The organism is Streptomyces sp. NPDC050263 (assembly GCF_040655955.1).
GTDB lineage: Bacteria > Actinomycetota > Actinomycetes > Streptomycetales > Streptomycetaceae > Streptomyces.
Map to the genome: position 1 here is coordinate 126,658 of NZ_JBFAKW010000006.1, position 21,439 is coordinate 148,096.

19 protein-coding genes, 1 pseudogene and 1 riboswitch are annotated in these 21,439 nt (G+C 69.5%); of the genes and pseudogenes, 10 read left to right on the plus strand and 10 right to left on the minus strand.

Going from position 1 to position 21,439, the window contains the following annotated elements; translation table 11 throughout:
- Positions 1–168: 168 nt before the first annotated feature.
- The gene (locus AB0J04_RS04495) at positions 169–612 is read right to left on the minus strand and encodes a MarR family transcriptional regulator (RefSeq protein ID WP_363166882.1); all 444 of its coding nucleotides are present in this window, start codon (positions 610–612) and stop codon (positions 169–171) included.
- 60 nt (positions 613–672) lie between these two features.
- Between AB0J04_RS04495 and AB0J04_RS04500 the strand changes: the two genes are divergently transcribed.
- From AB0J04_RS04500 to AB0J04_RS04510, 3 genes and pseudogenes are all read left to right on the plus strand, one after another.
- Positions 673–1,509: an SDR family NAD(P)-dependent oxidoreductase gene (locus tag AB0J04_RS04500; RefSeq protein ID WP_363166883.1), complete on the plus strand. Its 837-nt coding sequence runs from the start codon at positions 673–675 to the stop codon at positions 1,507–1,509.
- 344 nt (positions 1,510–1,853) lie between these two features.
- Positions 1,854–2,685, plus strand: a pseudogene (locus AB0J04_RS04505) (hypothetical protein).
- A 59-nt stretch (positions 2,686–2,744) separates the two neighbouring features.
- Entirely contained in the window at positions 2,745–3,416 is a 672-nt protein-coding gene (locus AB0J04_RS04510; protein WP_363166884.1) for a Uma2 family endonuclease, read from the plus strand.
- 78 nt (positions 3,417–3,494) lie between these two features.
- Here AB0J04_RS04510 and groL read toward each other — a convergent pair whose 3' ends face one another.
- The 4 genes from groL to thrC all read right to left on the minus strand — a co-directional run bounded on the left by groL (position 3,495) and on the right by thrC (position 7,853).
- On the minus strand, positions 3,495–5,117 hold the full coding sequence (gene groL, locus AB0J04_RS04515; protein ID WP_363166885.1) for a chaperonin GroEL: 1,623 nt from the start codon (positions 5,115–5,117) through the stop codon (positions 3,495–3,497).
- A gap of 418 nt (positions 5,118–5,535) precedes the next feature.
- On the minus strand, positions 5,536–5,742 hold the full coding sequence (locus AB0J04_RS04520) for a cold-shock protein (protein ID WP_007493268.1): 207 nt from the start codon (positions 5,740–5,742) through the stop codon (positions 5,536–5,538).
- 474 nt (positions 5,743–6,216) lie between these two features.
- Positions 6,217–6,492: a ubiquitin-like small modifier protein 1 gene (locus tag AB0J04_RS04525; protein ID WP_363166886.1), complete on the minus strand. Its 276-nt coding sequence runs from the start codon at positions 6,490–6,492 to the stop codon at positions 6,217–6,219.
- Positions 6,493–6,545: 53 nt separating this feature from the next.
- Complete coding sequence (gene thrC, locus AB0J04_RS04530; protein WP_363166887.1) at positions 6,546–7,853, minus strand: threonine synthase; 1,308 nt, start codon at positions 7,851–7,853, stop codon at positions 6,546–6,548.
- A gap of 18 nt (positions 7,854–7,871) precedes the next feature.
- A riboswitch (SAM riboswitch) is annotated at positions 7,872–8,018 on the minus strand.
- Between the two features lie 143 nt (positions 8,019–8,161).
- Between thrC and AB0J04_RS04535 the strand changes: the two genes are divergently transcribed.
- Together AB0J04_RS04535 and AB0J04_RS04540 are read left to right on the plus strand one after the other, a co-directional pair.
- Positions 8,162–9,106, plus strand: coding sequence for a glucosyl-3-phosphoglycerate synthase (locus tag AB0J04_RS04535; RefSeq protein ID WP_363166888.1), 945 nt, complete (start codon positions 8,162–8,164; stop codon positions 9,104–9,106).
- A 96-nt stretch (positions 9,107–9,202) separates the two neighbouring features.
- Positions 9,203–10,615 (plus strand): trehalose-6-phosphate synthase, encoded by a 1,413-nt coding sequence (locus AB0J04_RS04540; RefSeq protein ID WP_363166889.1) that lies wholly within the window; start codon positions 9,203–9,205, stop codon positions 10,613–10,615.
- Here AB0J04_RS04540 and otsB read toward each other — a convergent pair.
- The 3 genes from otsB to AB0J04_RS04555 form a co-directional block, all read right to left on the minus strand.
- Positions 10,603–11,436, minus strand: a complete 834-nt coding sequence (gene otsB, locus AB0J04_RS04545) for a trehalose-phosphatase (RefSeq protein ID WP_363166890.1) — start codon at positions 11,434–11,436, stop codon at positions 10,603–10,605. The genes AB0J04_RS04540 and otsB overlap by 13 nt on opposite strands.
- Positions 11,437–11,478: 42 nt before the next feature.
- The gene (locus AB0J04_RS04550) at positions 11,479–11,727 is read right to left on the minus strand and encodes a DUF3263 domain-containing protein (protein ID WP_363166891.1); all 249 of its coding nucleotides are present in this window, start codon (positions 11,725–11,727) and stop codon (positions 11,479–11,481) included.
- Positions 11,728–11,961: 234 nt separating this feature from the next.
- Positions 11,962–13,251: an extracellular solute-binding protein gene (locus tag AB0J04_RS04555; protein WP_363166892.1), complete on the minus strand. Its 1,290-nt coding sequence runs from the start codon at positions 13,249–13,251 to the stop codon at positions 11,962–11,964.
- Positions 13,252–13,422: 171 nt separating this feature from the next.
- Here AB0J04_RS04555 and AB0J04_RS04560 point away from each other — a divergent pair, with 171 nt between their 5' ends.
- From AB0J04_RS04560 to AB0J04_RS04570, 3 genes are all read left to right on the plus strand, one after another.
- Complete coding sequence (locus AB0J04_RS04560; protein ID WP_363166893.1) at positions 13,423–14,346, plus strand: ROK family protein; 924 nt, start codon at positions 13,423–13,425, stop codon at positions 14,344–14,346.
- A complete protein-coding gene (gene nagA, locus AB0J04_RS04565) occupies positions 14,346–15,527 on the plus strand; it encodes an N-acetylglucosamine-6-phosphate deacetylase (RefSeq protein WP_363166894.1) in 1,182 nt (393 codons plus the stop codon). Before AB0J04_RS04560 ends, nagA begins: the two co-directional genes overlap by 1 nt.
- A gap of 122 nt (positions 15,528–15,649) precedes the next feature.
- Positions 15,650–16,579: a 1-phosphofructokinase family hexose kinase gene (locus tag AB0J04_RS04570; RefSeq protein WP_363166895.1), complete on the plus strand. Its 930-nt coding sequence runs from the start codon at positions 15,650–15,652 to the stop codon at positions 16,577–16,579.
- A gap of 554 nt (positions 16,580–17,133) precedes the next feature.
- On the opposite strand, the gene AB0J04_RS04575 is transcribed toward AB0J04_RS04570, so the two are convergent.
- Positions 17,134–18,084, minus strand: coding sequence for a CBM35 domain-containing protein (locus AB0J04_RS04575; protein ID WP_363166896.1), 951 nt, complete (start codon positions 18,082–18,084; stop codon positions 17,134–17,136).
- Between the two features lie 132 nt (positions 18,085–18,216).
- Positions 18,217–19,884, minus strand: a complete 1,668-nt coding sequence (cdgB, locus tag AB0J04_RS04580; RefSeq protein ID WP_363166897.1) for a diguanylate cyclase CdgB — start codon at positions 19,882–19,884, stop codon at positions 18,217–18,219.
- Positions 19,885–20,233: 349 nt separating this feature from the next.
- Here cdgB and AB0J04_RS04585 point away from each other — a divergent pair, with 349 nt between their 5' ends.
- Together AB0J04_RS04585 and AB0J04_RS04590 are read left to right on the plus strand one after the other, a co-directional pair.
- A complete protein-coding gene (locus AB0J04_RS04585) occupies positions 20,234–20,821 on the plus strand; it encodes a flavin reductase family protein (protein WP_363166898.1) in 588 nt (195 codons plus the stop codon).
- 50 nt (positions 20,822–20,871) lie between these two features.
- Positions 20,872–21,348, plus strand: a complete 477-nt coding sequence (locus tag AB0J04_RS04590; protein WP_363166899.1) for a GNAT family N-acetyltransferase — start codon at positions 20,872–20,874, stop codon at positions 21,346–21,348.
- Positions 21,349–21,439 lie beyond the last annotated feature (91 nt).

Consider the following 21,439-nt stretch of genomic DNA (forward strand, 5'->3'; position numbering starts at 1 on the left):
CAACGGGCATGGCAGGCAAACCGATCAGCAGAAGTGGATCACAACGAGCGGCAGCCTGCCGCACCCACTCCCCCGCTGATCGGGCAGGATGGCTCACCTGGCCCATCACACCGCCGCAATCCAAGCTTGTGTGCGCGGCTTGCCGTCGGCCGGCGGGCTCGGGCCGGGTCAGGCGTTGTGGATGGCGTTGATGCAGCGCGCCAACAGGCCCTTCAGTGTGTCGCGTTCTTCCGGGGTGAGTTCCTCGACGATCCGGCGTTCAATGCGTACGGCCTGTTGGTCGGCGAGATCGAGGGCCTCTGCCCCGACGCCGGTGAGCCGGGTCTCCAGCACCTTCTGGTGCCAGGGATGCGCCGTCCTTGTGACCAGCCCCCGTTCCTCGAGGTTCTTCAAGACGGCCGTCATTGCTTGCGGCGTGACCAGGCAGGCACGGGCCAGTGCGGCTCCGGAGATACCAGGGTTGTGGGCAAGACCGAACAGGGCGGCGTACTGCGCGACGGTGAGATCCAGCGACTTCAAAGCGGCGCCCTTGGCGGCCATGAGGACTTGCTCCGCGCGCTTGATGTCCAGGCCGAGGCGTTCGTCAGCAGGCATTCCCATGCGGTCGATCATACAGACCCGAATGAAAACCAAGATTTGAAGTCATGACAAAGCCTTGATACAAAGCAAGGTATGGATGTGAACGCATGCCTCATGCACGGCAAGACGATCCTCATCACCGGCGCCACTCAGGGCATGGGCCAGCACATCGCCCGGGACCTCGCCGCCGACGGCGTGACCCTCCTGCTGCACGGCCGCGACGGCACACGGCTGGAGGAGATTGCCGCAGGCATCCGGGCGGGCACCCCGGGTGTGACCGTGCGCAGCTACCTGGCTGACCTGGCCGACCTCGACCAGGTACGAGCCATGGCCGCCCGCATACTCGATGCTGAGCCCCGCCTCGACGTACTGGTCAACAACGCCGCTCTTGGGGGCGGTGGCAATCCGGGCCAGCGCGAGACGAGTCGTCAGGGACACGAGCTGCGGTTCGCTGTGAACCATCTGGCGCCCTACGCACTGATCCGCGGGCTGCTTCCGTTGTTGACGGCCTCCGCACCCTCGCGTGTCGTCAACGTCGCGTCGATAGGACAGGCACCCATCGATTTCGACGACGTCATGCTGGAGCGCAACTACGAAGGACTCGACGCCTACTGTCGGAGTAAACTCGCAATGATCATGTCGACGTTCGACCTGGCGGCCGAACTCACGGACCGCCAGGTCACCGTCAACGCCCTGCACCCGGCCCACCTCATGGACACGCGGGCAGTACGGGAATACGGCCTCACACCGGAGGTCGGCACGGATGCGGGGGTTCGGCCCACGGTCCGGCTGATCACGGATCCGGACCTGGAGACCGTCACCGGCCGCTACTTCGACCGGTTCACCGACATGCCGGCCCATGAACAGGCGTACAACAAGGCGGCGCGCACCCGCCTGGCCGCACTTACCAGACAGCTCGCTCTCACCTGAACAGATCCCGCCACCAGCCCAACGGCCGCTGTGCCGCATCCGACCTGTCCCGACACACCAACAACATATGCGTTCCCGTCCAGGCCCCGCACATGACCTGCCATCGCGTCAACCCCCGAAGGACTTCGGGAGCCGGCCACTAAGGGCTGTCCCGTAATCCCTGGTGGATCAGCGCGCGGCGTCAGATGCGGTGCATCGCAAGGCGGAGGCACGTCCGCATACTGGATGTATTCGGGCGTTCCGACAACGCGGCGAGGTGCCGTAGCTGTCGTCGCGCGCCCGCCAGGGATTGCGGGACAGCCCTTAGTGCTGACCCCCTGTCCGCGCACGCGTCCCCGCACCCCATGTCGAATCCGGGTTACGGCAAGCGCTCCGCGCCAGACGAACTACGCCGCACGAACCATGACTTCGCACACCTCCCGCCCCGCGAGGCGGCCATCGCCGCGTACCTCGACCGGCTCCCCGACGGCACGGACATCTCGGTGAAGACGCTGGCCAAGACGACGCCGTACGGCCAGTGCGTGCTTCGCACGGCGCTCAACCGGATCCAGGCGGCCGGGCACTTGAGGCGCGGCCGGGAACGTCTGGAGACCGCCTCCGGCGAGTTCCGCCGGATCACCTGATCGTGGTGGTCCCGTACCGCACGTGACGACGACTGGTGGGAAAGGTTCACGCGCGGCGACGTACCGGAGCCGGAACAGCCACCGGACCGGGACCGCCGCCCCACCCGCTCCCGCGCCCACATCCTCCTCGCCGCCCTCGGCCGCACGGCACCCGCGCTGTCCCTCTCCGCCGCCGACTGCGCGCAGCTGGCTCCGCTGGTGGAGGAGTGGTTCGCCCGCGGGGCCACGGAGGAGACGCTCCGCACCGCCCTGACCGCCGGCCTGCCCACACCGGTGCACAGCCCGGCGGCCCTGCTCCGCCGCCGCCTGACGGACGATCCCCCCGGAACCGGTGGCAGCCCCTCCTCGCCCGCCCCGCCGCCTCCTCGAGTGCGCGGAGTGCAGGGTTCCCGGCCGCCCTGAGGCCCTGCTAGGGGGCGTGTGTCGCGGCTGCCGGGGCGAACGCGCGCCCGCCCACTCCCACACGCCCTTCCCCGCGTCGGCAATCCACTCCCGCGCGGCCGAGATCCGTGCGGCGATGTCCCTGCGACCACGAGAAAGGACACCCGTATGACCGCACCTACGGTCCGGCGTCACCACCCCGGGGCACGATGGAGGGAAGGAGGCGAAGCCATGACACCCAGCACCGCCGAACGCCCGCAGATGCCCATCGAGGACTTCGAGGAACTGGCCGCCGCGGCCCCCGAGCACGTGCGGCTCGAATTCGTCGACGGCCGGGTCCGCACCAAGGATCCGCTCAGCGTCGAGGACTTCGAGGAGCTGGAGCACCGGGCGCCGGAGACCGTGCGGCTGGAGTACGTCAACGGAAAACTTGAGGTCAAGGCCATGCCGGATGGCAAGCACCGTGCTATTTACCTGTGGCTGGTGCGCCAGTTCCTGCTCCACCGTCCCGACCTCGATCTCGCACCCGAGTCCGGTGTCAAGGCCGAGGCGTACCGCAAGGGTCGCGCCCGGACCGACGCGGCTCTCGCACCCGTGGATCACTTCATCGATGACGGCGAATGGTCCGAGACCGACGGCATTCTGATGGCCTTGGAGATCACCTCCCGGGACAGTGACACCAATCAGCGCGACCTCATCGACAAGCCTCTCGGGTACGCGGCGGCCGACATCCCCGTCTACCTCCTCATCGACCGCGACAACTGCACGGTCGTCGTGTACAGCGAGCCCAAGGACGGCCGCTACCGCCAGTCGCCCTCCTGCCCTTGGGGCGCCACCGTCGAGCTTCCGCCGCCGGTGAGCATCACCCTCGACACCGAGCCGTTGAAGAAGTACGCCTTCTGAAACGCCCGAGGGCGGCACCCCCCGTTTCCGGGAAGTGCCGCCCTCGGTCCGAAGGACAGGCGATCGACCAGAGGTCGATCAGAAGTCCATGTCACCGCCCGGCATGCCGCCGCCGGCCGGCGCGGACGCCTTCTCCGGCTTGTCGGCGATGACGGCCTCGGTGGTGAGGAACAGCGCGGCGATGGAGGCCGCGTTCTGCAGCGCGGAACGCGTCACCTTCGCCGGGTCGATGATGCCCTCGGCGATCATGTCGACGTACTCGCCGGTCGCAGCGTTCAGGCCGTGACCGACCTGGAGGTTGCGGACCTTCTCCACGACGACGCCGCCCTCGAGACCACCGTTGACGGCGATCTGCTTGAGCGGGGCCTCCAGGGCGAGCCGCACGGCGTTGGCGCCGGTCGCCTCGTCACCCTCGAGCTCCAGCTTCTCGAAGACGGCGGAGGCCTGGATGAGCGCCACGCCACCACCGGCGACGATGCCCTCCTCGACGGCGGCCTTCGCGTTGCGGACGGCGTCCTCGATGCGGTGCTTGCGCTCCTTGAGCTCCACCTCGGTGGCGGCGCCGGCCTTGATGACCGCGACACCGCCGGCGAGCTTCGCCAGGCGCTCCTGCAGCTTCTCGCGGTCGTAGTCCGAGTCGCTGTTCTCGATCTCGGCGCGGATCTGGTTGACCCGGCCGGCGACCTGGTCGGAGGAGCCCGAACCGTCGACGATGGTCGTCTCGTCCTTGGTGATGACGACCTTGCGGGCCTTGCCCAGCAGGTCCAGGGAGGTGTTCTCGAGCTTGAGACCGACCTCCTCGGAGATGACCTCGCCACCGGTGAGGATCGCGATGTCGTTCAGCATCGCCTTGCGGCGGTCGCCGAAGCCCGGGGCCTTGACCGCGACGGACTTGAAGGTGCCGCGGATCTTGTTGACGACCAGGGTCGACAGGGCCTCGCCCTCGACGTCCTCGGCGATGATCAGCAGCGGCTTGCCCGACTGCATGACCTTCTCCAGGAGCGGGAGCAGGTCCTTGACGTTCGCGATCTTGGAGTTCGCGATCAGGATGTACGGGTCGTCGAGGACGGCCTCCATACGCTCCATGTCGGTGGCGAAGTACGCCGAGATGTAGCCCTTGTCGAAGCGCATGCCCTCGGTGAGCTCCAGCTCCAGACCGAAGGTCTGGGACTCCTCGACGGTGATGACGCCTTCCTTGCCGACCTTGTCCATCGCCTCGGCGATGAGCTCGCCGATCTGGGTGTCGGCGGCGGAGATGGAGGCCGTGGAAGCGATCTGCTCCTTGGTCTCGACATCCTTGGCCTGCTCCAGCAGGGCACCGGAGACGGCCTCGACGGCCTTCTCGATACCGCGCTTGAGAGCCATCGGGTTGGCGCCGGCGGCCACGTTGCGCAGACCCTCGCGCACCAGGGCCTGGGCCAGGACGGTCGCGGTCGTCGTGCCGTCACCGGCTACGTCGTCCGTCTTCTTCGCGACTTCCTTGACCAGCTCGGCGCCGATCTTCTCGTACGGGTCCTCGAGCTCGATCTCCTTGGCGATGGAGACACCATCGTTGGTGATCGTGGGGGCGCCCCACTTCTTCTCGAGGACGACGTTGCGGCCCTTGGGACCGAGCGTCACCTTCACGGCGTCCGCGAGCTGGTTCATGCCGCGCTCGAGGCCGCGCCGTGCCTCCTCGTCGAACGCGATGATCTTGGCCATGTGAAGTGGTCCTCCCGGACTGGGGTGGATTGCTCCGGACCGCGCTGGCGCCCGCGACGGACGGCTCGCCGACCTGATGGTTCCTTGCCCCACCTGGCCTGCGGGCCTCACCGACCCGGTCCTCGTTGTCACTCTCACCTTCAGAGTGCTAACGCCAATGATTAGCACTCGGCATACGAGAGTGCAAGGTGCACCCGCGAAGCGGGCTCGTTGAGGGGTGGCGGTCGGGCGACGGGTGGGCGCAAGCGACTCGGGGAGATCCGCAGGTGAACAACGGTGCGCCAGAGGGGTGCGGGAGGCACCGGACGCACCGGACGCACCGGACGCACCGGACGCACCGAAGGGCTTGTACCCCCAGGAGGTACAAGCCCTTCGGATGTGATGTACAGAAGAACGACGCTGTCAGTCGGCGCGCGCTTCAGCCGGTCGCGAGACGGACCATGTCCGCCTGCGGCCCCTTCTGACCCTGCGAGATCTCGAAATCGACCCGCTGACCCTCTTCCAGGGTGCGGTAGCCGTCCATCTGAATCGCGCTGTAGTGGACGAAAACATCCGCACCACCGTCGACCGCGATGAAGCCGTACCCCTTCTCCGCGTTGAACCATTTGACGGTGCCCTGAGCCATGCCTAACTCCCCTATTACTGGCCCTTGCACAGATCCACACTTCGCGGATCCGGGTCAGACCTCACCCCCCAACGATTGGGGGCGTGCGCCGGAACGCGTCGACCGCGGCCGAATGTATCTGTCCAACTGCCCTCTGCAACAGGTCACTTGGACGAGAATTCTGGACGCAAAGGATCCGGAATGTGGCGAGAATTCGCCTGAATTCAGGGCAAGTCGGGCCCTGCAAAAGCCACAAAAGCCGCGAAAGGCATACACACTTTGGCTGCTTCTTGTCGGGCGTGGGGCAGAAATCAAAGGCGCCGGATCCGGTGATCCGGACCGGGTTCCCCAACTGTACCGCGCTCAACCACACTGAATTGCCCCCTCCACTTCTATCGCGGAGAGGGCAATTCGATGAACGCTCGGTAATCGCTGTTACCGACGGTTACTACCGACGGGTACTGAACGGCGGTCAGTCGCCGTTCGCCCCACCGCTCAGCCGCCCGCGACCGCCGGGATGATCGAGACGCCGGCGCCGTCCGGGGTCGGCGTCTGAAGCCCCTGCTCGAAGCGGACGTCGTCGTCGTTGACGTACACGTTGACGAAGCGGCGCAGCTTGCCCTGATCGTCGAGGATGCGAGCGGCGATGCCGGGGTGGTTCTGCTCGAGATCGGCGACGACCTCACCGAGGGTCGCCCCCTCGGCCTTCACCTCGGCCGAGCCACCGGTGTAGGTACGCAGGATGGTGGGGATGCGGACGGTGACGCTCATGACTTTCGACCTCCGGTCAGGTGGGGCGCCCCCGCAGGGGCGCGGGGCGGTGGCTAGACGAGACCCACGTCGCGGAACGACTCGAGGTTCGGCCGAATCGTCGCGGTCAGCCCCGTGCCGGCCACCGCGTCCAGCGTCTTGAGGCCGTCGCCCGTGTTCAGCACGACGGTCGTGAGCGTCGGGTCGAGAAGACCGTTCTCGATCAGCTTCCGCGTCACACCCACCGTCACTCCGCCGGCGGTCTCCGCGAAGATGCCCTCGGTCCGCGCCAGCAGCTTGATCGCGTCGACGATCTGCTCGTCCGTCACGTCCTCCACCGCACCGCCGGTGCGACGCGCGATGTCGAGCACGTACGGACCGTCCGCCGGGTTGCCGATGGCCAGCGACTTGGCGATGGTGTTCGGCTTCTGCGGCCGGACGACGTCGTGTCCCGCCTTGTACGCGACCGACACCGGGCTGCACCCCTCGGCCTGGGCGCCGAAGATCTTGTACGGCTTGTCCGCGACGAGCCCGAGCTTGATCAGCTCCTGCAGCCCCTTGTCGATCTTCGTGAGCTGCGAGCCCGAGGCGATCGGCACGACCAGCTGGTCGGGAAGCCGCCAGCCGAGCTGCTCGCAGATCTCGTACGCCAGGGTCTTGGACCCCTCCGCGTAGTACGGCCGCAGGTTGACGTTGACGAAGCCCCAGCCCTCGCCCGCCGGGTCGCCGATGAGCTCGGAGCAGAAGCGGTTGACGTCGTCGTAGTTGCCCTCGATGCCGATGAGCTCGCCGCCGTAGACCGCGGCCATGACGACCTTGCCCTGCTCCAGGTCGTGCGGGATGAACACGCAGGAGCGGAATCCGGCGCGGGCCGCCGCGGCGCCCACGGCGCCGGCCAGGTTGCCGGTGGAGGAGCACGAGAGGGTGGTGAAGCCGAACGCGCGCGCCGCCTCGATGGCCTGCGCGACGACGCGGTCCTTGAAGGAGTGCGTCGGGTTGCCGGAGTCGTCCTTGACGAAGAGCTTTCCGGCGTCGACGCCCAGCTCGCGGGCGAGGTTGTCGGCCTGGACGAGCTTGGTCCAGCCCGGGTTGATGTTGGGCTTGTCCGCCACGTCGGCCGGGACCGGCAGGAGGGGCGCGTAGCGCCAGATGTTCGCGGGTCCCGCCTCGATGCGCTTGCGGAGCTCCTCCGTGTCGTAGGAGGAGAAGTCGTACGCGATCTCGAGCGGGCCGAAACACTCCTCGCAGGCGAAGACGGGCCCGAGGGGGACACGGTGACCGCACTCACGGCAGTTCAGCGCCGCGGCCGGACCGAGGTCGACGGCGGAAGCGCCGGAGGCAGTGGAAACGGTGGGTTCGGTTGCAACGTTCTGCGCAGCCATGTGAGGGGAGGCCCTTTCTCCTCATCTTCCTCACGACGCACTTCGCCGTGAGACGGATTTGGCACCTTCCCGAGCCGGGAGCCTCACCACGACGACGTGGTCAGACCGGCTGGAGGGTTGCCGGGGCTTCATCGGGCCGTATCCCTCTGCCCCTCTGGATGAGCGGTATTCGGTTGTTGATCGTTGAACGCTCAATGGCCTCGGACATGCGATGGTCATCCGCGTTGTTCAAGACTGTAACCGAAGCCCAGGATCGTTGAGATAGTCGTCCGAACCGCGAGATGTACCGCGAGATGTGAGGAGCCGCCGTGCTGGAAGAGGTCGAGCGCTGGCTGGCCACCCGTTCCTGGTCGGTGACCGATCGCCCGCTGCACCGGATCATGGCGGCCAAACGCGCCACGAACCGGTCGGTGTCCGTGGTCCTGCCCGCGCTGAACGAGGAGGCGACGGTCGGCGACATCGTCGCGATCATCCGCCACGACCTCATGCACCAGGTCCCGCTCGTCGACGAGATCGTCGTCGTCGACTCGGGATCGACCGACCGGACCTCCGAGGTCGCCGCGGCGGCCGGGGCCCGGGTCGTCCACCGGGACGACATCCTGCCGCGCATCCCGGCCGTGCCCGGCAAGGGCGAGGTGCTGTGGCGCTCGCTGCTGGTCACCACCGGGGACATCGTCTGCTTCATCGACGCCGACCTGAAGGAGTTCTCCTCCGACTTCGTCTCGGGCATCGTCGGCCCACTGCTGACCGACCCGGACGTGGACCTCGTCAAGGGCATGTACGACCGTCCGCTGGGCGGCGCGGCCGGCCAGGGCGGGCGGGTGACCGAGCTGATGGCCCGCCCCCTGCTCAACATGCACTGGCCGCAGCTGGCCGGGTTCGTGCAGCCGCTCGGCGGCGAGTACGCGGCCCGCCGCAGCCTGCTCGAGCAGCTGCCCTTCCCCGTCGGCTACGGCGTGGAGCTGGGCATGCTGGTCGACGCCCTGCACCTGGTGGGCCTCGACGCCCTCGCCCAGGTCGACGTGGGCGTCCGCAAGCACCGCCACCAGGACGGCCAGGCCCTCGGCCGGATGGCCGCGGCGATCTACCGCACGGCCCAGCTCCGACTGGCCCGCGGGCATCTGATCCGCCCTTCCCTCACCCAGTTCGAACGCAACCCGGACGGGTTCGAGCCGCGCACCTACTCCGTGGACACCGAGGAACGGCCGCCGATGGCGGAGATCGCGGAGTACCAGTCCCGCAAGGTCGCCTGACGCCGTCGCGTCACCCCGCACACCCGTTGTATACGTCCTGGCCACACAGGGCGACCGTACGTTTGAGCGTTTCCGGAGCGGGCTAGGTTGAGGTCTATGGCTACCACCGGTGGAGCTGCTCAGGTCCTGGTCGCGTCCAACCGCGGCCCGGTCTCGTACACGGTCGACGAGGGCGGCTCGCTGCGCGCGAAACGCGGCGGCGGCGGGCTGGTCTCCGGCCTGTCGGCCATCGGGCCGGACGCGGGCGCGCTGTGGGTGTGCTCGGCGCTGTCCGACGGCGACCGGGAGGCGGTCCGGCGCGGGATCGGCGAGGAGGGCGTGCGCATGCTGCCCATCCCGGCCGACGTGCACGCCGACGCGTACAACGGCATCGCGAACTCGGTCCTGTGGTTCATCCACCACCTCCTCTACCAGACCCCGCTGGAACCGGTCTTCGACGCGGAGTTCCGCCGCCAGTGGGCCTCGTACGAGACGTACAACCGCGCGTTCGCGCAGGCGCTGGCGGAGGAGGCGGCGGACGGCGCGGCGGTCCTCGTCCAGGACTACCACCTGTGCCTGGTCCCGGGAATGCTCCGTGCACTCCGCCCCGACCTGCGGATCGCGCACTTCTCCCACACGCCGTGGGCCCCCTCGGACTACTTCGGCCTGCTGCCCGCGGACATCCGGGAACAGCTGCTGAGCGGCATGCTCGGCGCGGACCGGCTGGGCTTCCTGACCCAGCGCTGGGCGGACGCGTTCACCGCGTGCTGTACGGAGTTCGCCGTGGAGCCGGGGAAGACGCAGGTCGGCGTGCACGGGCTCGGGGCCGACGCCGACTTCCTGCGGGAGCGCTCGCACCGGCCGGACGTCGAGGAGCGGATCGCCGCCCTGCGCGAGGAGATCGGCGGGGAGGGCCGCAGGACGATCGTCCGAGTCGACCGCACCGAGCTGTCCAAGAACATCGTGCGCGGGCTGCTGGCCTACCGGCAGCTGCTCGACGACCGTCCCGAGTGGCGCGAGCGGGTCGTCCACGTGGCGTTCGCCTACCCCTCCCGCCAGGATCTCGCCGTCTACCGCGACTACATGGCCGAGGTGCGGCGGCTGACGGACGAGATCAACGCCGCGTACGGCACGCCCGGCTGGACGCCGGTCCTGCTCAACCTCAAGGACGACTTCGCCCGCTCCCTCGCCGCCTACCGCCTCGCGGACGTCGCCCTGGTCAACCCCATCCGCGACGGCATGAACCTGGTCGCCAAGGAGGTCCCGGTCGTCTCCGACGAGGGCTGCGCGCTGGTGCTGTCCCGAGAGGCGGGGGCGTACTGGGAACTGGGCGAGGACGCGCTCGTCGTCAACCCGTACGACGTCCTGGAGACCGCCCGGGCCCTGCACGAGGGCCTGTCGATGAAGCCGGAGGAGCGGGCCGAGCGCACGAAACGGCTGTCCGCGGCGGCGACCGCGCTCCCCCCGGCCCAGTGGTTCATGGACCAGCTGAACGCCCTGCGGGAGGCTCCCGGGGTTCAGCCGAGCTGACCGGCCAGCTCCCGCAGCAGCGCCACGACCCCGGCGGGGCCGTCGACGACGAGGTCCGCGCGCTTGGCCAGTTCGCCGACCTCGGTGCTGCCGCTGCACACCAGCAGCCCGGGGACGCCGTCGGCGCGGAGCTGCTCGACGGCGGCGAAGGCGGGCAGGTCACCGAGGTCGTCACCGGCGTACAGGACACTGCGCGCGCCCGTCTCGCGGACGTGCTCCAGCAGGGCCATGCCCTTGTCCATGCCCGGCGGGCGCAGCTCCAGGACCATCCGGCCGGGCTCGACGATCAGTCCGTGCCGGGCCGCGAGATCGGCGAGCGGCGCGCGCAGCGCTTCGAAGGCGGCCTGGGGGTCGTCGGCCCGCCGGGTGTGGACGGCGACGGCCCGGCCGGCCTTCTCCTCCACCCACACGCCCGGCAGGTCCCCGGCCGCCGCCAGGACCTCCGGGAGCTCGGCGCGGACGGCGGCCACCCCGGGGTGCGGGGCCGGGGCGCTCAGGGCGCCGGTGCGCGCGTCCCAGCGTTCGGCGCCGTAGAGCCCGAGGACGGTGAGCTGCGCGAGCCCTTCGGCCCCGGCGAATCCGCCGTGCCGTACGGCGACCTCGGCGGGCCTGCCCGTGACGACGGCCACGGCGGCGATCTTCGGTGCGAGGGCCGCGAGCGCGGGGACGGCGTCGGGGTGCGCCCGGGCGTCCTCGGGGTTCTCGACGATCGGGGCGAGGGTGCCGTCGAAGTCGAGGGCGACGAGCGTTCGGGAGGGGTCGGCGAGGATCGCGTCGAGTGCGGTGCGTCCGGCTGCGGTGGTGGGTGCGTGGATGCCCATACGGCGACGATAGCCACGCGATCCAGGCGTCGGACCCACACCTCAGCGATCGGCTCGCCTGGTGTCCCGCACCCTTCTCAGTCTGTTCACCGTGACCGGATCGTGGGCCAGTGCGCGGGTGTCGTCGAGGAGGGCGTTGAGGAGCTGGTAGTAGCGGACCGGGGACAGGTCGAGTTCCTCGCGTATCGCCCGTTCCTTCGCGCCGGGGCCGGAGAACCCGCGCCGCTCCAGGGCGAGGATGCCGCGCTCCCGCTCCCCCAGCCCGCCCGCGTCGCCCGCTAGCTGTTCCATACCCGCAAGGTAACGCCCACCGCTGACACTCGGCCCGGTCGGCCTGGGCCCTGTCCGGCCGATCAGGCCCCAGGCGCGGGGTCTGGCCCTGTGACTTGATCGGCCGGACGGGCCCTAGGGGGCTTCTGATGGATCTCCGTGGGAGAAGGAGCGGCGTTCGGTGCGTGCTCTCGGTGTGCCGGGCGAGAGTGCGTGCCGGGCGTCGCGACGCCGCGGAGATCCATCAGAAGCCCCCTAGTCTCCGGAGGCGTTCTCCAGCGTCGTGGCCGTGCTCTGGAGCTCGCCCAGCACCTCGGCCGGGTTGCCGTCGGCGGTGACGGCCTGGCCGATCCGCTGCTTGATCTGCGCGCTGACCTTCGCCCAGGAGGTCCGCCCGACGGGGTAGGACTCGGAGAGCGGGAGTTCCTCCAGGAACGGCTGGAGGTCGGTGTCCTCCTTGGCCGAGCCCATGACCTGGGAGGCGGAGTTGGTGACCGGCAGCAGGTCGTACTCGCGGGAGAAGTCGAGCACGTTCTCCTCGCTGTAGACGAAGTCGAGGAAGTCGCCGATCTCCGCGGCGTGGCCGTTCTGCTTGAAGGCGGTCATCCAGTCGGCGACGCCCATGGAGACCTTGCTCGGCCCGTCGAGGCCGGGCATGGGCACCATGCCGAACTCGACGCCCTTGGCCTCGGCCGCCTTCATCAGCGAAGGGTGCCCGTTGAGCATGCCCACCTCACCGGCGGTGAACGCGGCGAACGCGGCGGCCCGGTTCAGCTTGCCCGGCGCGACCGGCCCGGTCAGGCCCTTGCCGACCAGGTCGTTCTTCAGCCAGTTGAAGGTGTCGACGTTCTCGGCGGAGTCGATGCTGTAGCTGCTGACGGTCTGGGAGTAGCCGCCCCCGCCGCTGAGCAGCCACTGGAGCGTCTCGGCCTGCGCCTCCTCGGAGCCCAGGGGCAGCGCGTACGGGTACTTCACGCCCTCGTCCTTGAGCGCCTTCGCGTCCTTGGCGAGCTCGGCCCAGGTGGCCGGCGGGGTGAGGCCGGCCTTGGCGAAGAGGGTCTTGTTGTAGAACAGCAGCCGTGTGGAGGAGGCGAACGGCATGCCGTACTGGATCCCGCGCACCTCGCCCGCGTTGGCGAGCTGGGTCACGAAGTCGGCCTCGACGGGGATGGAGAGGACGTCGCCGACCTTGTAGAGCAGGTCGTCGGCCGCGTAGTCGGCGTAGGCGCCGATCTGGGCCATGTCGGGGGCCTTGCCCGCGTCGACCATCGCCTTGACCTTGGCGTCGACGTCGTTCCAGGAGTACACGGTCACCTCGACGGTGACGCCCGGGTGCTTCTTCTCGTATGCCTTGACGAGCGTGTCCCAGTACTTCTCGGAGCTGTTGGCGCTGCTGTCGCCGTAGTCGGCGGCGACGAGTCTCAGGGTGACGTCGTCGGAGCCTGCGGTCAGCCCGCAGCCGGCCAGGACCGCCGACATGCCGAGGGCGGACGCCGCCGCGATGATCCCTGACTTTCGTGCCCGCTGCACCGAACCGCTCTCCATCACTCGTCCACTAATCCCAAACTGAATGTTCATACCAATGGATCCGCTATCCGGAGTAAGGTCTACACCACGCAATTGGACTAGACCTCTTGCGGGTCTTGCCGCGCACGCTACCCCCAAGACCGGTAAGTGGACTAGACCTCTCGCGGGTACTGGGTCCACACTGTTCCGGTGAGACATGTCATCGCCCTGGACGTGGGCGGCACCGGGATGAAGGCCGCCCTGGTCGGCGCGGACGGCACACTGCTGCACCGGGCCCGCCGAGCCACCGGCCGCGAGCGCGGCCCCGACGCGGTGGTCGCCGGCATCCTCGACTTCGCCGCCGACCTGCACGAACACGGCGTCGAGCAGTTCGGCGAGCCCGCGTCCGCCGCCGGCGTCGCCGTCCCCGGCATCGTCGACGAGGCGAACGGCGTCGCCGCCTACGCGGCCAACCTGGGCTGGCGGAACGTCCCCCTGCGCGAGCTGCTCACCACCCGGCTCGGCGTGCCGGTCGCCCTCGGCCACGATGTGCGCACCGGCGGCCTCGCCGAGGGCCGGATCGGCGCGGGCCGGGGCGCGGACCGGTTCCTGTTCGTGGCCCTGGGCACCGGCATCGCGGGCGCGATCGGCGTCTCCGACCGGGTGGACGCGAGCGAGATCGGCCACATCGTCGTACGGCCCGGCGGGACCCCGTGCCCGTGCGGGCAGCACGGCTGTCTGGAGCGGTTCGCGTCGGCCGCCGCGGTGAGCGAGGCATGGGCGGCGGCCTGCGGGGACCCGGAGGCGGACGCCGCGGACTGCGCGAAGGCCGTCGCGTCCGGCGACCCGAACGCCGTCCGGGTCTGGCAGACGGCCGTGGACGCCCTCGCCGACGGCCTGGTCACCGCGCTCACCCTGCTGGACCCGCGCACCCTCGTCATCGGTGGCGGCCTGGCGGAGGCGGGGGAAACCTTGTTCACACCGCTGCGCGAAGCGGTCCGCAGCAGGGTGACCTTCCAAAGACTCCCGGAGACGGTCCCGGCAGCCCTGGGCGACAGCGCCGGCTGCCTGGGCGCGGGCCTCCTGGCCTGGGATCTCCTCAAGACGACTGACGGTATGGAGGTAACAACCTGATGGCCACCCCCCCAGGGGCGCGGGGAACTGCGCAGAAAGCCACGACGCACCCACAGGTACTGACCGGCGCGAGGGTGGTACTCCCCACGGGCACGGTGCCGGGCGGCCGCGTAACGATCACCGGCACGAAGATCACGGCCGAAGCCCCGCACGGCACACCCATCGACGTCAGCGGCCACTGGCTGGTCCCCGGCTTCATCGACCTGCACAACCACGGCGGCGGCGGAGCCTCCTTCTCCGGGACGGCCGAGGACGTCCAGAAGGCCATCCACACCCACCGGCTGCACGGCACGACCACCGTCGTCGCCTCGACCGTCACCGACGAGATGGACGTCCTCGTCAGCCAGGCCGGCCTGCTGAGCGAGCTGGCCGAGCAGGGCGATCTGGCCGGCATCCACTTCGAGGGCCCGTTCATCTCGCCGTGCCGCAAGGGCGCGCACTCCGAGGGGCTGCTGCGCGACCCGGATCCGGCGGAGGTGCGCAAGCTGATCGACGCGGCGCGCGGCCGGGCGAAGATGGTCACGCTGGCGACGGAGCGCCCCGGCGGCCTGGACTCCGTACGGCTGCTGGCCGAGCACGGCGTGATCGCCGCCGTCGGGCACACGGACGCGACGTACGAGCAGACGGTTCAGGCCATCGAGGCCGGAGCCAGCGTCGCCACCCACCTCTTCAATGCGATGCCGTCACTCGGTCACCGCGCCCCCGGCCCGATCGCCGCCCTGCTGGAGGACGAGCGGGTGACGGTCGAGCTGATCAACGACGGCACGCACGTGCATCCCGCCGCACTGGAGCTGGCGTTCCGTCACGCGGGCGCGGCCCGGGTCGCGTTCATCACCGACGCGATGGACGCGGCCGGCTTCGGCGACGGCCGCTATCTGCTCGGCCCGCTGGCGGTCGAGGTCAGCGGGGGTGTGGCCCGGCTGGTGGAGGGCGGCTCGATCGCGGGCTCCACCCTCACCCAGGACCGCGCCTTCCAACGGGCGGTGACCATCGACCGCCTCCCGGTGGAGGACGTGGTCGCGGCCCTGTCCGCCAACCCCGCCCGCCTGCTGGGCATGGACGACCGCGTGGGCTCCCTGGAACCGGGCAAGGACGCCGACCTGGTCCTGCTGGACGAGAACTTCGAGCTCAAGGGCGTGATGCGCAAGGGGGATTGGGTGGTGGATCCCCAACTGGCCTGAAACGTCCGCCCGCACAGGGACGGTGGCTGACCCGAGGACTGGGCCGACCACCGTCCTTTTGGCATGATCAGGCCTCCAGAAACAGTCACCCGCGCTTGCGCCGGTCGAGGGAGGTCGGCCCAGTGATCCTCACCGTCACGCTGAACACCGCTCTCGACATCACCTATCGCGTGCCGTCGCTGCGGCCCCATGCCTCGCACCGGGTGACGGATGTGACGGAACGGCCCGGCGGGAAGGGGCTGAACGTCGCCCGGGTGCTCGCCGCCCTCGGCCACGAGGTGACGGTCACCGGGTTCGCGGGCGGCGCCACCGGCCGGGTCGTGCAGGAACGACTCACCCGCACGGCAGGGGTGGTGGACGCGCTCGTGCCGGTCGCCGGGGCCACCCGCCGCACGGTCGCCGTCGTCGACGCCCGCACCGGGGACACGACCCAGCTCAACGAACCCGGCCCGGTCATCGCACCGGCCGAGTGGTCCGCCTTCCAGGAGGTGTACGAGGGGCTGGTCGTCGACGCGGACGCGGTGGCCCTGTGCGGCAGCCTGCCGCCGGGGGTGCCGGTGGGCGCGTACGCGGGGCTGGTGCGGACGGCGCGGGCCGCGGGGACACCCGTACTGCTGGACGCGAGCGGGGAGCCGCTGCGCCGGGGGATCGCCGCCCGCCCGGACATCGTCAAGCCGAACGCCGACGAACTGGCCGAACTCACCGGCTCGCACGAGCCGTTGCGGGCCGCTCAGGACGCCCGGCGGCGCGGCGCGCAGTCCGTGGTGGCGTCCTTCGGCGCCGAGGGGCTGGTCGCGGCGACCCCGGAGGGCCGCTGGCGCGCCGTCCCGCCCGCCCGGATCCACGGCAACCCGACGGGCGCCGGCGACTCGGCCTCCGCCGGACTGCTGTCCGGCCTGGTCGAACGCCTGCCGTGGCCGGAGCGGTTGGCGCGGGCGGTCGCCCTGTCCGCGGCGACCGTACTGGCCCCGGTGGCGGGCGAGTTCGACCGCGCCGGCTACGAGGAGCTGGTGGGGCGGGTGACGGTGACCGGGGAGGTCACTGCGGCATAGGGTCGCTGCTGTTGGCCTCCCGCCCCCAGGGAAGTTGACCCAAAACCGGTCCCTGCAAGGCTGGAGATCGATAATACGATGATCACTCATTCGCCGCACTGACCAGTGGCGACAGACTCAGATTCGGGGACATCGTGATCCGGACCATCTTGCGCGCGGCTGCCATTCCCAGCGCGCTGGCAGCATCGCTCCTCTTTGCCACCACCCCTGCACAGGCTTCTTCTTCCATAGCGGGTGCGTCTGGCAACACGGCCTGGACTCTCCGTGCGGGCACTTCTACGACTTCAGCAGCAGTGCTGAGGGTCAACGCGTTCGGGCACGGCGCGCCGGACCGTGTCCCCTGCTGGCAAGAAGTGTGCCAAGGCCAGGTCAGGGGTGGGTCGTATCGGTGCACAAGCGGGGGTGCTTCCCACAACACGTGGACTCCCCTCAAGTGGGAGGGCAGGAAGCGTTGGGTCGCAGATCAGTGTGTGGGGTTCGGCCGCATCGGCTGACCTGACGCCCTTCACGACGGTCCGCCGGTCTCTCCGGCGGACCGTTTGGGTTTCCGACCTCTATTCCAGCCAGAGCTGGTCAAGGTTCGCGTTGCACTGATTGCCTTCGTTGCAGGCGATCTCGATGGTGTTGGTGCCCTGGTTCAGATTGACGTTGGCCCAGGTTTTCTGCCAGCCCTGCGCGAAGTCGCCTTTGGGAGATCCAGCGAAGTTCTTCATGTTCAGGGCCTGTGTATTTGCAGTTCCGTTGACCACAAGAGTGGCGTTGGCGTCCACACCAGGGATGCCATATCGCACATACAAGCGGTACGTACCCTTCTTCTCAATGCCGTTGGCAGTCCAGGTGACTTTGGCGCCTACGTGATTGAAGTTCGTGACATAGATCCCGCCGTCGGCCTGCGCCCCCTTGAACTCGGAAGCCGTGGTGACGCCGCCGTCCAGCTTGAGCGCTTTCGCGTCAATCGTCGGGAGCTCCTCCGCGTTCCCTTCACTCGTCGACGACGCGCTGGGCGAGGCGCTCTCGGAGGCGGACGGCGCGGCGGAGGTCTGGCCGCCGGCCTTGTCGTTGTCGCCGGAGCCGGAGTCGCCGTTGGCCATGGCCACCGCGATGCCGATCACGACGGCGGCGACCACAGCGACCGCGCCGATCAGCAGGCCTCTGGTGTTGGGGCCGCGGCCCCGACCGCCGCCGCCCGGCGCCGGCTGCTGCCGCCCGGTGGGGGGCCCGCCGAAGTTCTCGGGCGCCGCGTAGTTCGCGTTCGGCTGGCCGTACGCGCCCTGCTGCTGCGGGACCGCCGGCGGCTGGCCGTACTGCCCGTACTGCGCGGTCTGCTGCTGCGGCTGCTGTCCGTACTTGCGCTCGCCGACCGCGCGCACCCGGCTGACCGAGTTCGGGTAGCCGTAGCCGCCACCGGAGGGCGGCTGCGCGCCGTTGGCCTGGCCGTCGGCGTAGAGGTAGCCGAACGGGTCGTCGTCCTCGGGCGTGCTCGCGCCGTTATTGCCGGGCGTCATCCCTTCGTACTCCTCAACAGGTGCGGGGCTGATGCAATGCAGGGTCAGAATGGCGGTTCAGAAGGGCGAGCCTACCCGCTCTGGCTGCCCCAAACAGGTGACTCGGCTCGCACAGTGCCGCTGACCTGGGACTCATCCCGCCCGTCTGTGCTGTTTGGGACGAGATCGTTTCTCGACGTACATCCGTTCGTCGGCCGACTTCAGCACTTCGTCCGCGGTCATCCCGCAATGCGCCCAGCCGATGCCGAAGCTGGCGCCCACCCGGACGGCCCGGCCCTCGGCGCGGATCGGCTGGATGATCTCGCCCCGCAGCCGGACGGCGAGGTCGGCGGCGTCGGCGCGGCCGAGGCCGTCGGCGAGGATCACGAACTCGTCGCCGCCGAGCCGGGCGACCGTGTCGCCGTCCCGGACCTGGCGGGAGAGTCGGCGGGCGACCTCGATGAGGACCGCGTCGCCCGCGTTGTGCCCGAACCGGTCGTTGATCGACTTGAAGCCGTCGAGGTCGCAGAAGAGGACCGCGAGCCCCTTGGCTCCGTCGTCGACGCCCTCTTCGGGGGCGGCGGTGTGCACATGGTGGTCGTAGCCGTCGAAGGACTCGGACCCGCCGGGCCGGTAGTCGAAGCCGTGGCCGTTGGCGTCGAAGGCGGCGTGGCCGTAGGCCGTGTCCATGGCGTCGACGGCCGCGGGGTGCGTGGACTGCGGGCGCTGACAGAGCCTGGCGGCCAGGCGCGAGCGCAGTTCGGCGGAGTTCGGCAGGCCGGTGAGGGAGTCGTGCGAGGCGCGGTGGGCGAGCTGGAGCTCGCGGCGCTTGCGGTCCTCTATGTCCTCGACGTGGGTGAGGAGGAAGCGGGGCCCGTCGGTCGCGTCGGCGACGACGGAGTTGCGCAGGCTGACCCAGACGTAGGTGCCGTCCCGGCGGCCCAGTCGCAGTTCGGCGCGGCCGCCCTCCGCGGAGGTGCGGAGCAGGGTGCCTATGTCCTCGGGGTGGACGAGGTCGGAGAACGCGTAGCGGCGCATGGCGGAGGCGGGGCGGCCCAGCAGCCGGCAGAGGGCGTCGTTGGTCCGGAGTATCCGCCCGTGCTGGTCGCCGCCCATCTCGGCTATCGCCATGCCGGAGGGCGCGTACTCGAAGGCCTGCCGGAAGCTTTCCTCACTGGCGCGCAGTGCTTGCTGGTCGCGTTCGAGTCTGACCAGTGCCCGCTGCATATTCGCGCGTAGACGGGCGTTGCTGATGGCGATGGCGGCCTGGAACGTGTACATCTGCAGCGCTTCACGGCCCCAAGCGCCGGGCCGTCGGCCGTTGCGCGGCCGGTCCACGGACAGAACGCCGATCAGCTCGCCGCACGCACCTCCGCTGCCCGGGGGCGCGGGGGTGTACATCGGCGCGAAGAGCCGGTCCGAGGGGTGCCACTCGTCCTCGAAGCGCGGCGCGGGCCCGTCGGTGTACCACTGCGGGACGTCGTCGTCGTCGAGGATCCAGCCCTCGCTGTGGGGTATGAAGATCAGGTCGCCCCAGGCCTCGCCCATGCCCAGGCGTCGGTCCCAGGAGTCGCGCGAGCCGACGCGGCCGGTGATGAGCGCCTCGGCGGCCGGATTACCGGAGAAAGCGGCGACCACGAGATCGCCGTCGGGGCGCACGAGATTGACGCACGCCAGTTCGTACCCGAGTGCCTTTACCACGCCGTCGGCGACTGTCTGCAAGGTGTCCGCCAGGCTGCGGGCCGTGTTCATGTCGGCCATGACCTGGTGCAGCTGTCGCAGGGACGCAAGACGGACGTACGGCTCCGACTCGGTCTCCATATGTTTCGCCCTCCCCCCGAGACTTCGCAGCGAATCAAGGGTTGTCTTCGGCGTAACGTCGTTTCTGGTGCTCTGTTGTCGGTGTGTGTCTCCTTGTGACGCCTCCGCCACTGAATCACAGCGCGCTGCTCACTCGGTACACAGGGTCAACAATTAATGCGCCTTGTGACTCAAGTCACAGATGAACGTGAGCATTTGTGGGGAGGTTCGGCGTTTTCCTGTGTGTTTCCTGAACGCGGACAGCAACAGGAAGGCCGGGAATGGGTCCGCGGTCCTACGACCTTACTCGGACGGAGGTCGGGCGAAGGTCCGATGCGGCGGGCGCCGGACGGACACTAGCGTTCCCGACGTGCCCTCAGACGCGCTCGAGACCGTATCCAGGACCGTACCGAAGTCTCCCCCCAGGCATGCTGAGGGGGTGAGCAACGACGAGTTCCGCGCCGCCATGTCCCGGCTCGCCGACGGCGTGGTCCTGGTGACAGCCCGGGAACCCTCCCTGGACCCGGACGACCCCCGCGCACCGGACAGCGAGGACGTCGGCATGACGGCGACGGCCTTCCTCTCGGTCTCCCTGGACCCGCCGCTGGTCCTGGTCAGCCTGCGCGCGGGCTCCCGCATGGACGACCTGCTCGACGAACAGCCCCTGTGGGCGGTGTCGGTGCTCTCCGAGAGCCAGCGGCACATCGCCGGCCGCTTCGCCATGAAAGGCCGCATCAGCGACCGCCTGCTCTTCGAGGACATCCCGTACGTCCGCGGCGAGGTCTCCGGCGCGCCCCAGGTCGGCGGGGCCCTGGCGACCCTCGAATGCCGCACCGAACAACACGTGCCCGCAGGCGACCACACCCTGGTGATCGGCCGCGTGCTGACCGCGTCGGTACCGAGCGCGGAGGGCGGCCCACTGGTCTATTTCCGGGGCCGTTACCGGCAGTTGGGGTGACGCCGGAAATTCCGTGGCTGTCCCGTGGACGGCACACCTAGGGTGCCCGCATGACGCGTTCAACACTTCGCCTGGTGGAAATAACCCCCCGGAATTTCGAGGCCGCGACCGGCATTCGCGTCCGCCCGGACCAGGAGTTCGCGGTCTCACCGGTCATGCAGTCCCTCGCGGAGGCATACGTCCACCCCGCCGGCGTGGCCTGGCCCCGCCTGATCATGGACGACGACCGGCCGGTGGGCTTCCTGATGGCGTTCCTGGACATCGACTGGACGGGGGACGGGGACGGCCGTCTGATCCGCTCCGGGCTGTGGCGGCTGAACATCGCCGCCGGCGAACAAAAACGCGGGTACGGCCGTTTCGCCGTGGAGTCCGTCGCCGCGGAACTGCGCCGCCGGGGAACCAAGGAGATGTACGTGACCTGGCACGAGGGCGCGAACGGTCCGGAGGACTTCTATCTGGGGCTGGGATTCCGGAAGAACGGCGAGAAGAGCGAGGGAGAGACGGTGGGCGTCCTCTCTCTCGACTAGTGCCGCGGCAGGCAACGTTCGCCCCGTCGCGACGCCCGGCACGCACTCTCGCCGCACCGGCCGAAAGCCCAAGTACGTCCAGTACGAGGAC

Bases quoted from the DNA above. Each gene is read 5' to 3' on its own strand.
- otsB (WP_363166890.1), bottom strand. From the start codon at position 11,436: ATGGGCATCCACGCACCCACCACCGCAGCCGGACGCACCGCACTCGAC.
- AB0J04_RS04500 (WP_363166883.1), top strand. From the start codon at position 673: ATGGATGTGAACGCATGCCTCATGCACGGCAAGACGATCCTCATCACC.
- cdgB (WP_363166897.1), bottom strand. From the start codon at position 19,884: ATGGAGACCGAGTCGGAGCCGTACGTCCGTCTTGCGTCCCTGCGACAG.
- AB0J04_RS04495 (WP_363166882.1), bottom strand. From the start codon at position 612: ATGATCGACCGCATGGGAATGCCTGCTGACGAACGCCTCGGCCTGGAC.
- AB0J04_RS04555 (WP_363166892.1), bottom strand. From the start codon at position 13,251: ATGGAGAGCGGTTCGGTGCAGCGGGCACGAAAGTCAGGGATCATCGCG.
- groL (WP_363166885.1), bottom strand. From the start codon at position 5,117: ATGGCCAAGATCATCGCGTTCGACGAGGAGGCACGGCGCGGCCTCGAG.
- AB0J04_RS04525 (WP_363166886.1), bottom strand. From the start codon at position 6,492: ATGAGCGTCACCGTCCGCATCCCCACCATCCTGCGTACCTACACCGGT.
- thrC (WP_363166887.1), bottom strand. From the start codon at position 7,853: ATGGCTGCGCAGAACGTTGCAACCGAACCCACCGTTTCCACTGCCTCC.
- AB0J04_RS04590 (WP_363166899.1), top strand. From the start codon at position 20,872: ATGACGCGTTCAACACTTCGCCTGGTGGAAATAACCCCCCGGAATTTC.
- AB0J04_RS04510 (WP_363166884.1), top strand. From the start codon at position 2,745: ATGACACCCAGCACCGCCGAACGCCCGCAGATGCCCATCGAGGACTTC.
- AB0J04_RS04550 (WP_363166891.1), bottom strand. From the start codon at position 11,727: ATGGAACAGCTAGCGGGCGACGCGGGCGGGCTGGGGGAGCGGGAGCGC.
- AB0J04_RS04520 (WP_007493268.1), bottom strand. From the start codon at position 5,742: ATGGCTCAGGGCACCGTCAAATGGTTCAACGCGGAGAAGGGGTACGGC.
- AB0J04_RS04540 (WP_363166889.1), top strand. From the start codon at position 9,203: ATGGCTACCACCGGTGGAGCTGCTCAGGTCCTGGTCGCGTCCAACCGC.
- AB0J04_RS04575 (WP_363166896.1), bottom strand. From the start codon at position 18,084: ATGACGCCCGGCAATAACGGCGCGAGCACGCCCGAGGACGACGACCCG.
- nagA (WP_363166894.1), top strand. From the start codon at position 14,346: ATGGCCACCCCCCCAGGGGCGCGGGGAACTGCGCAGAAAGCCACGACG.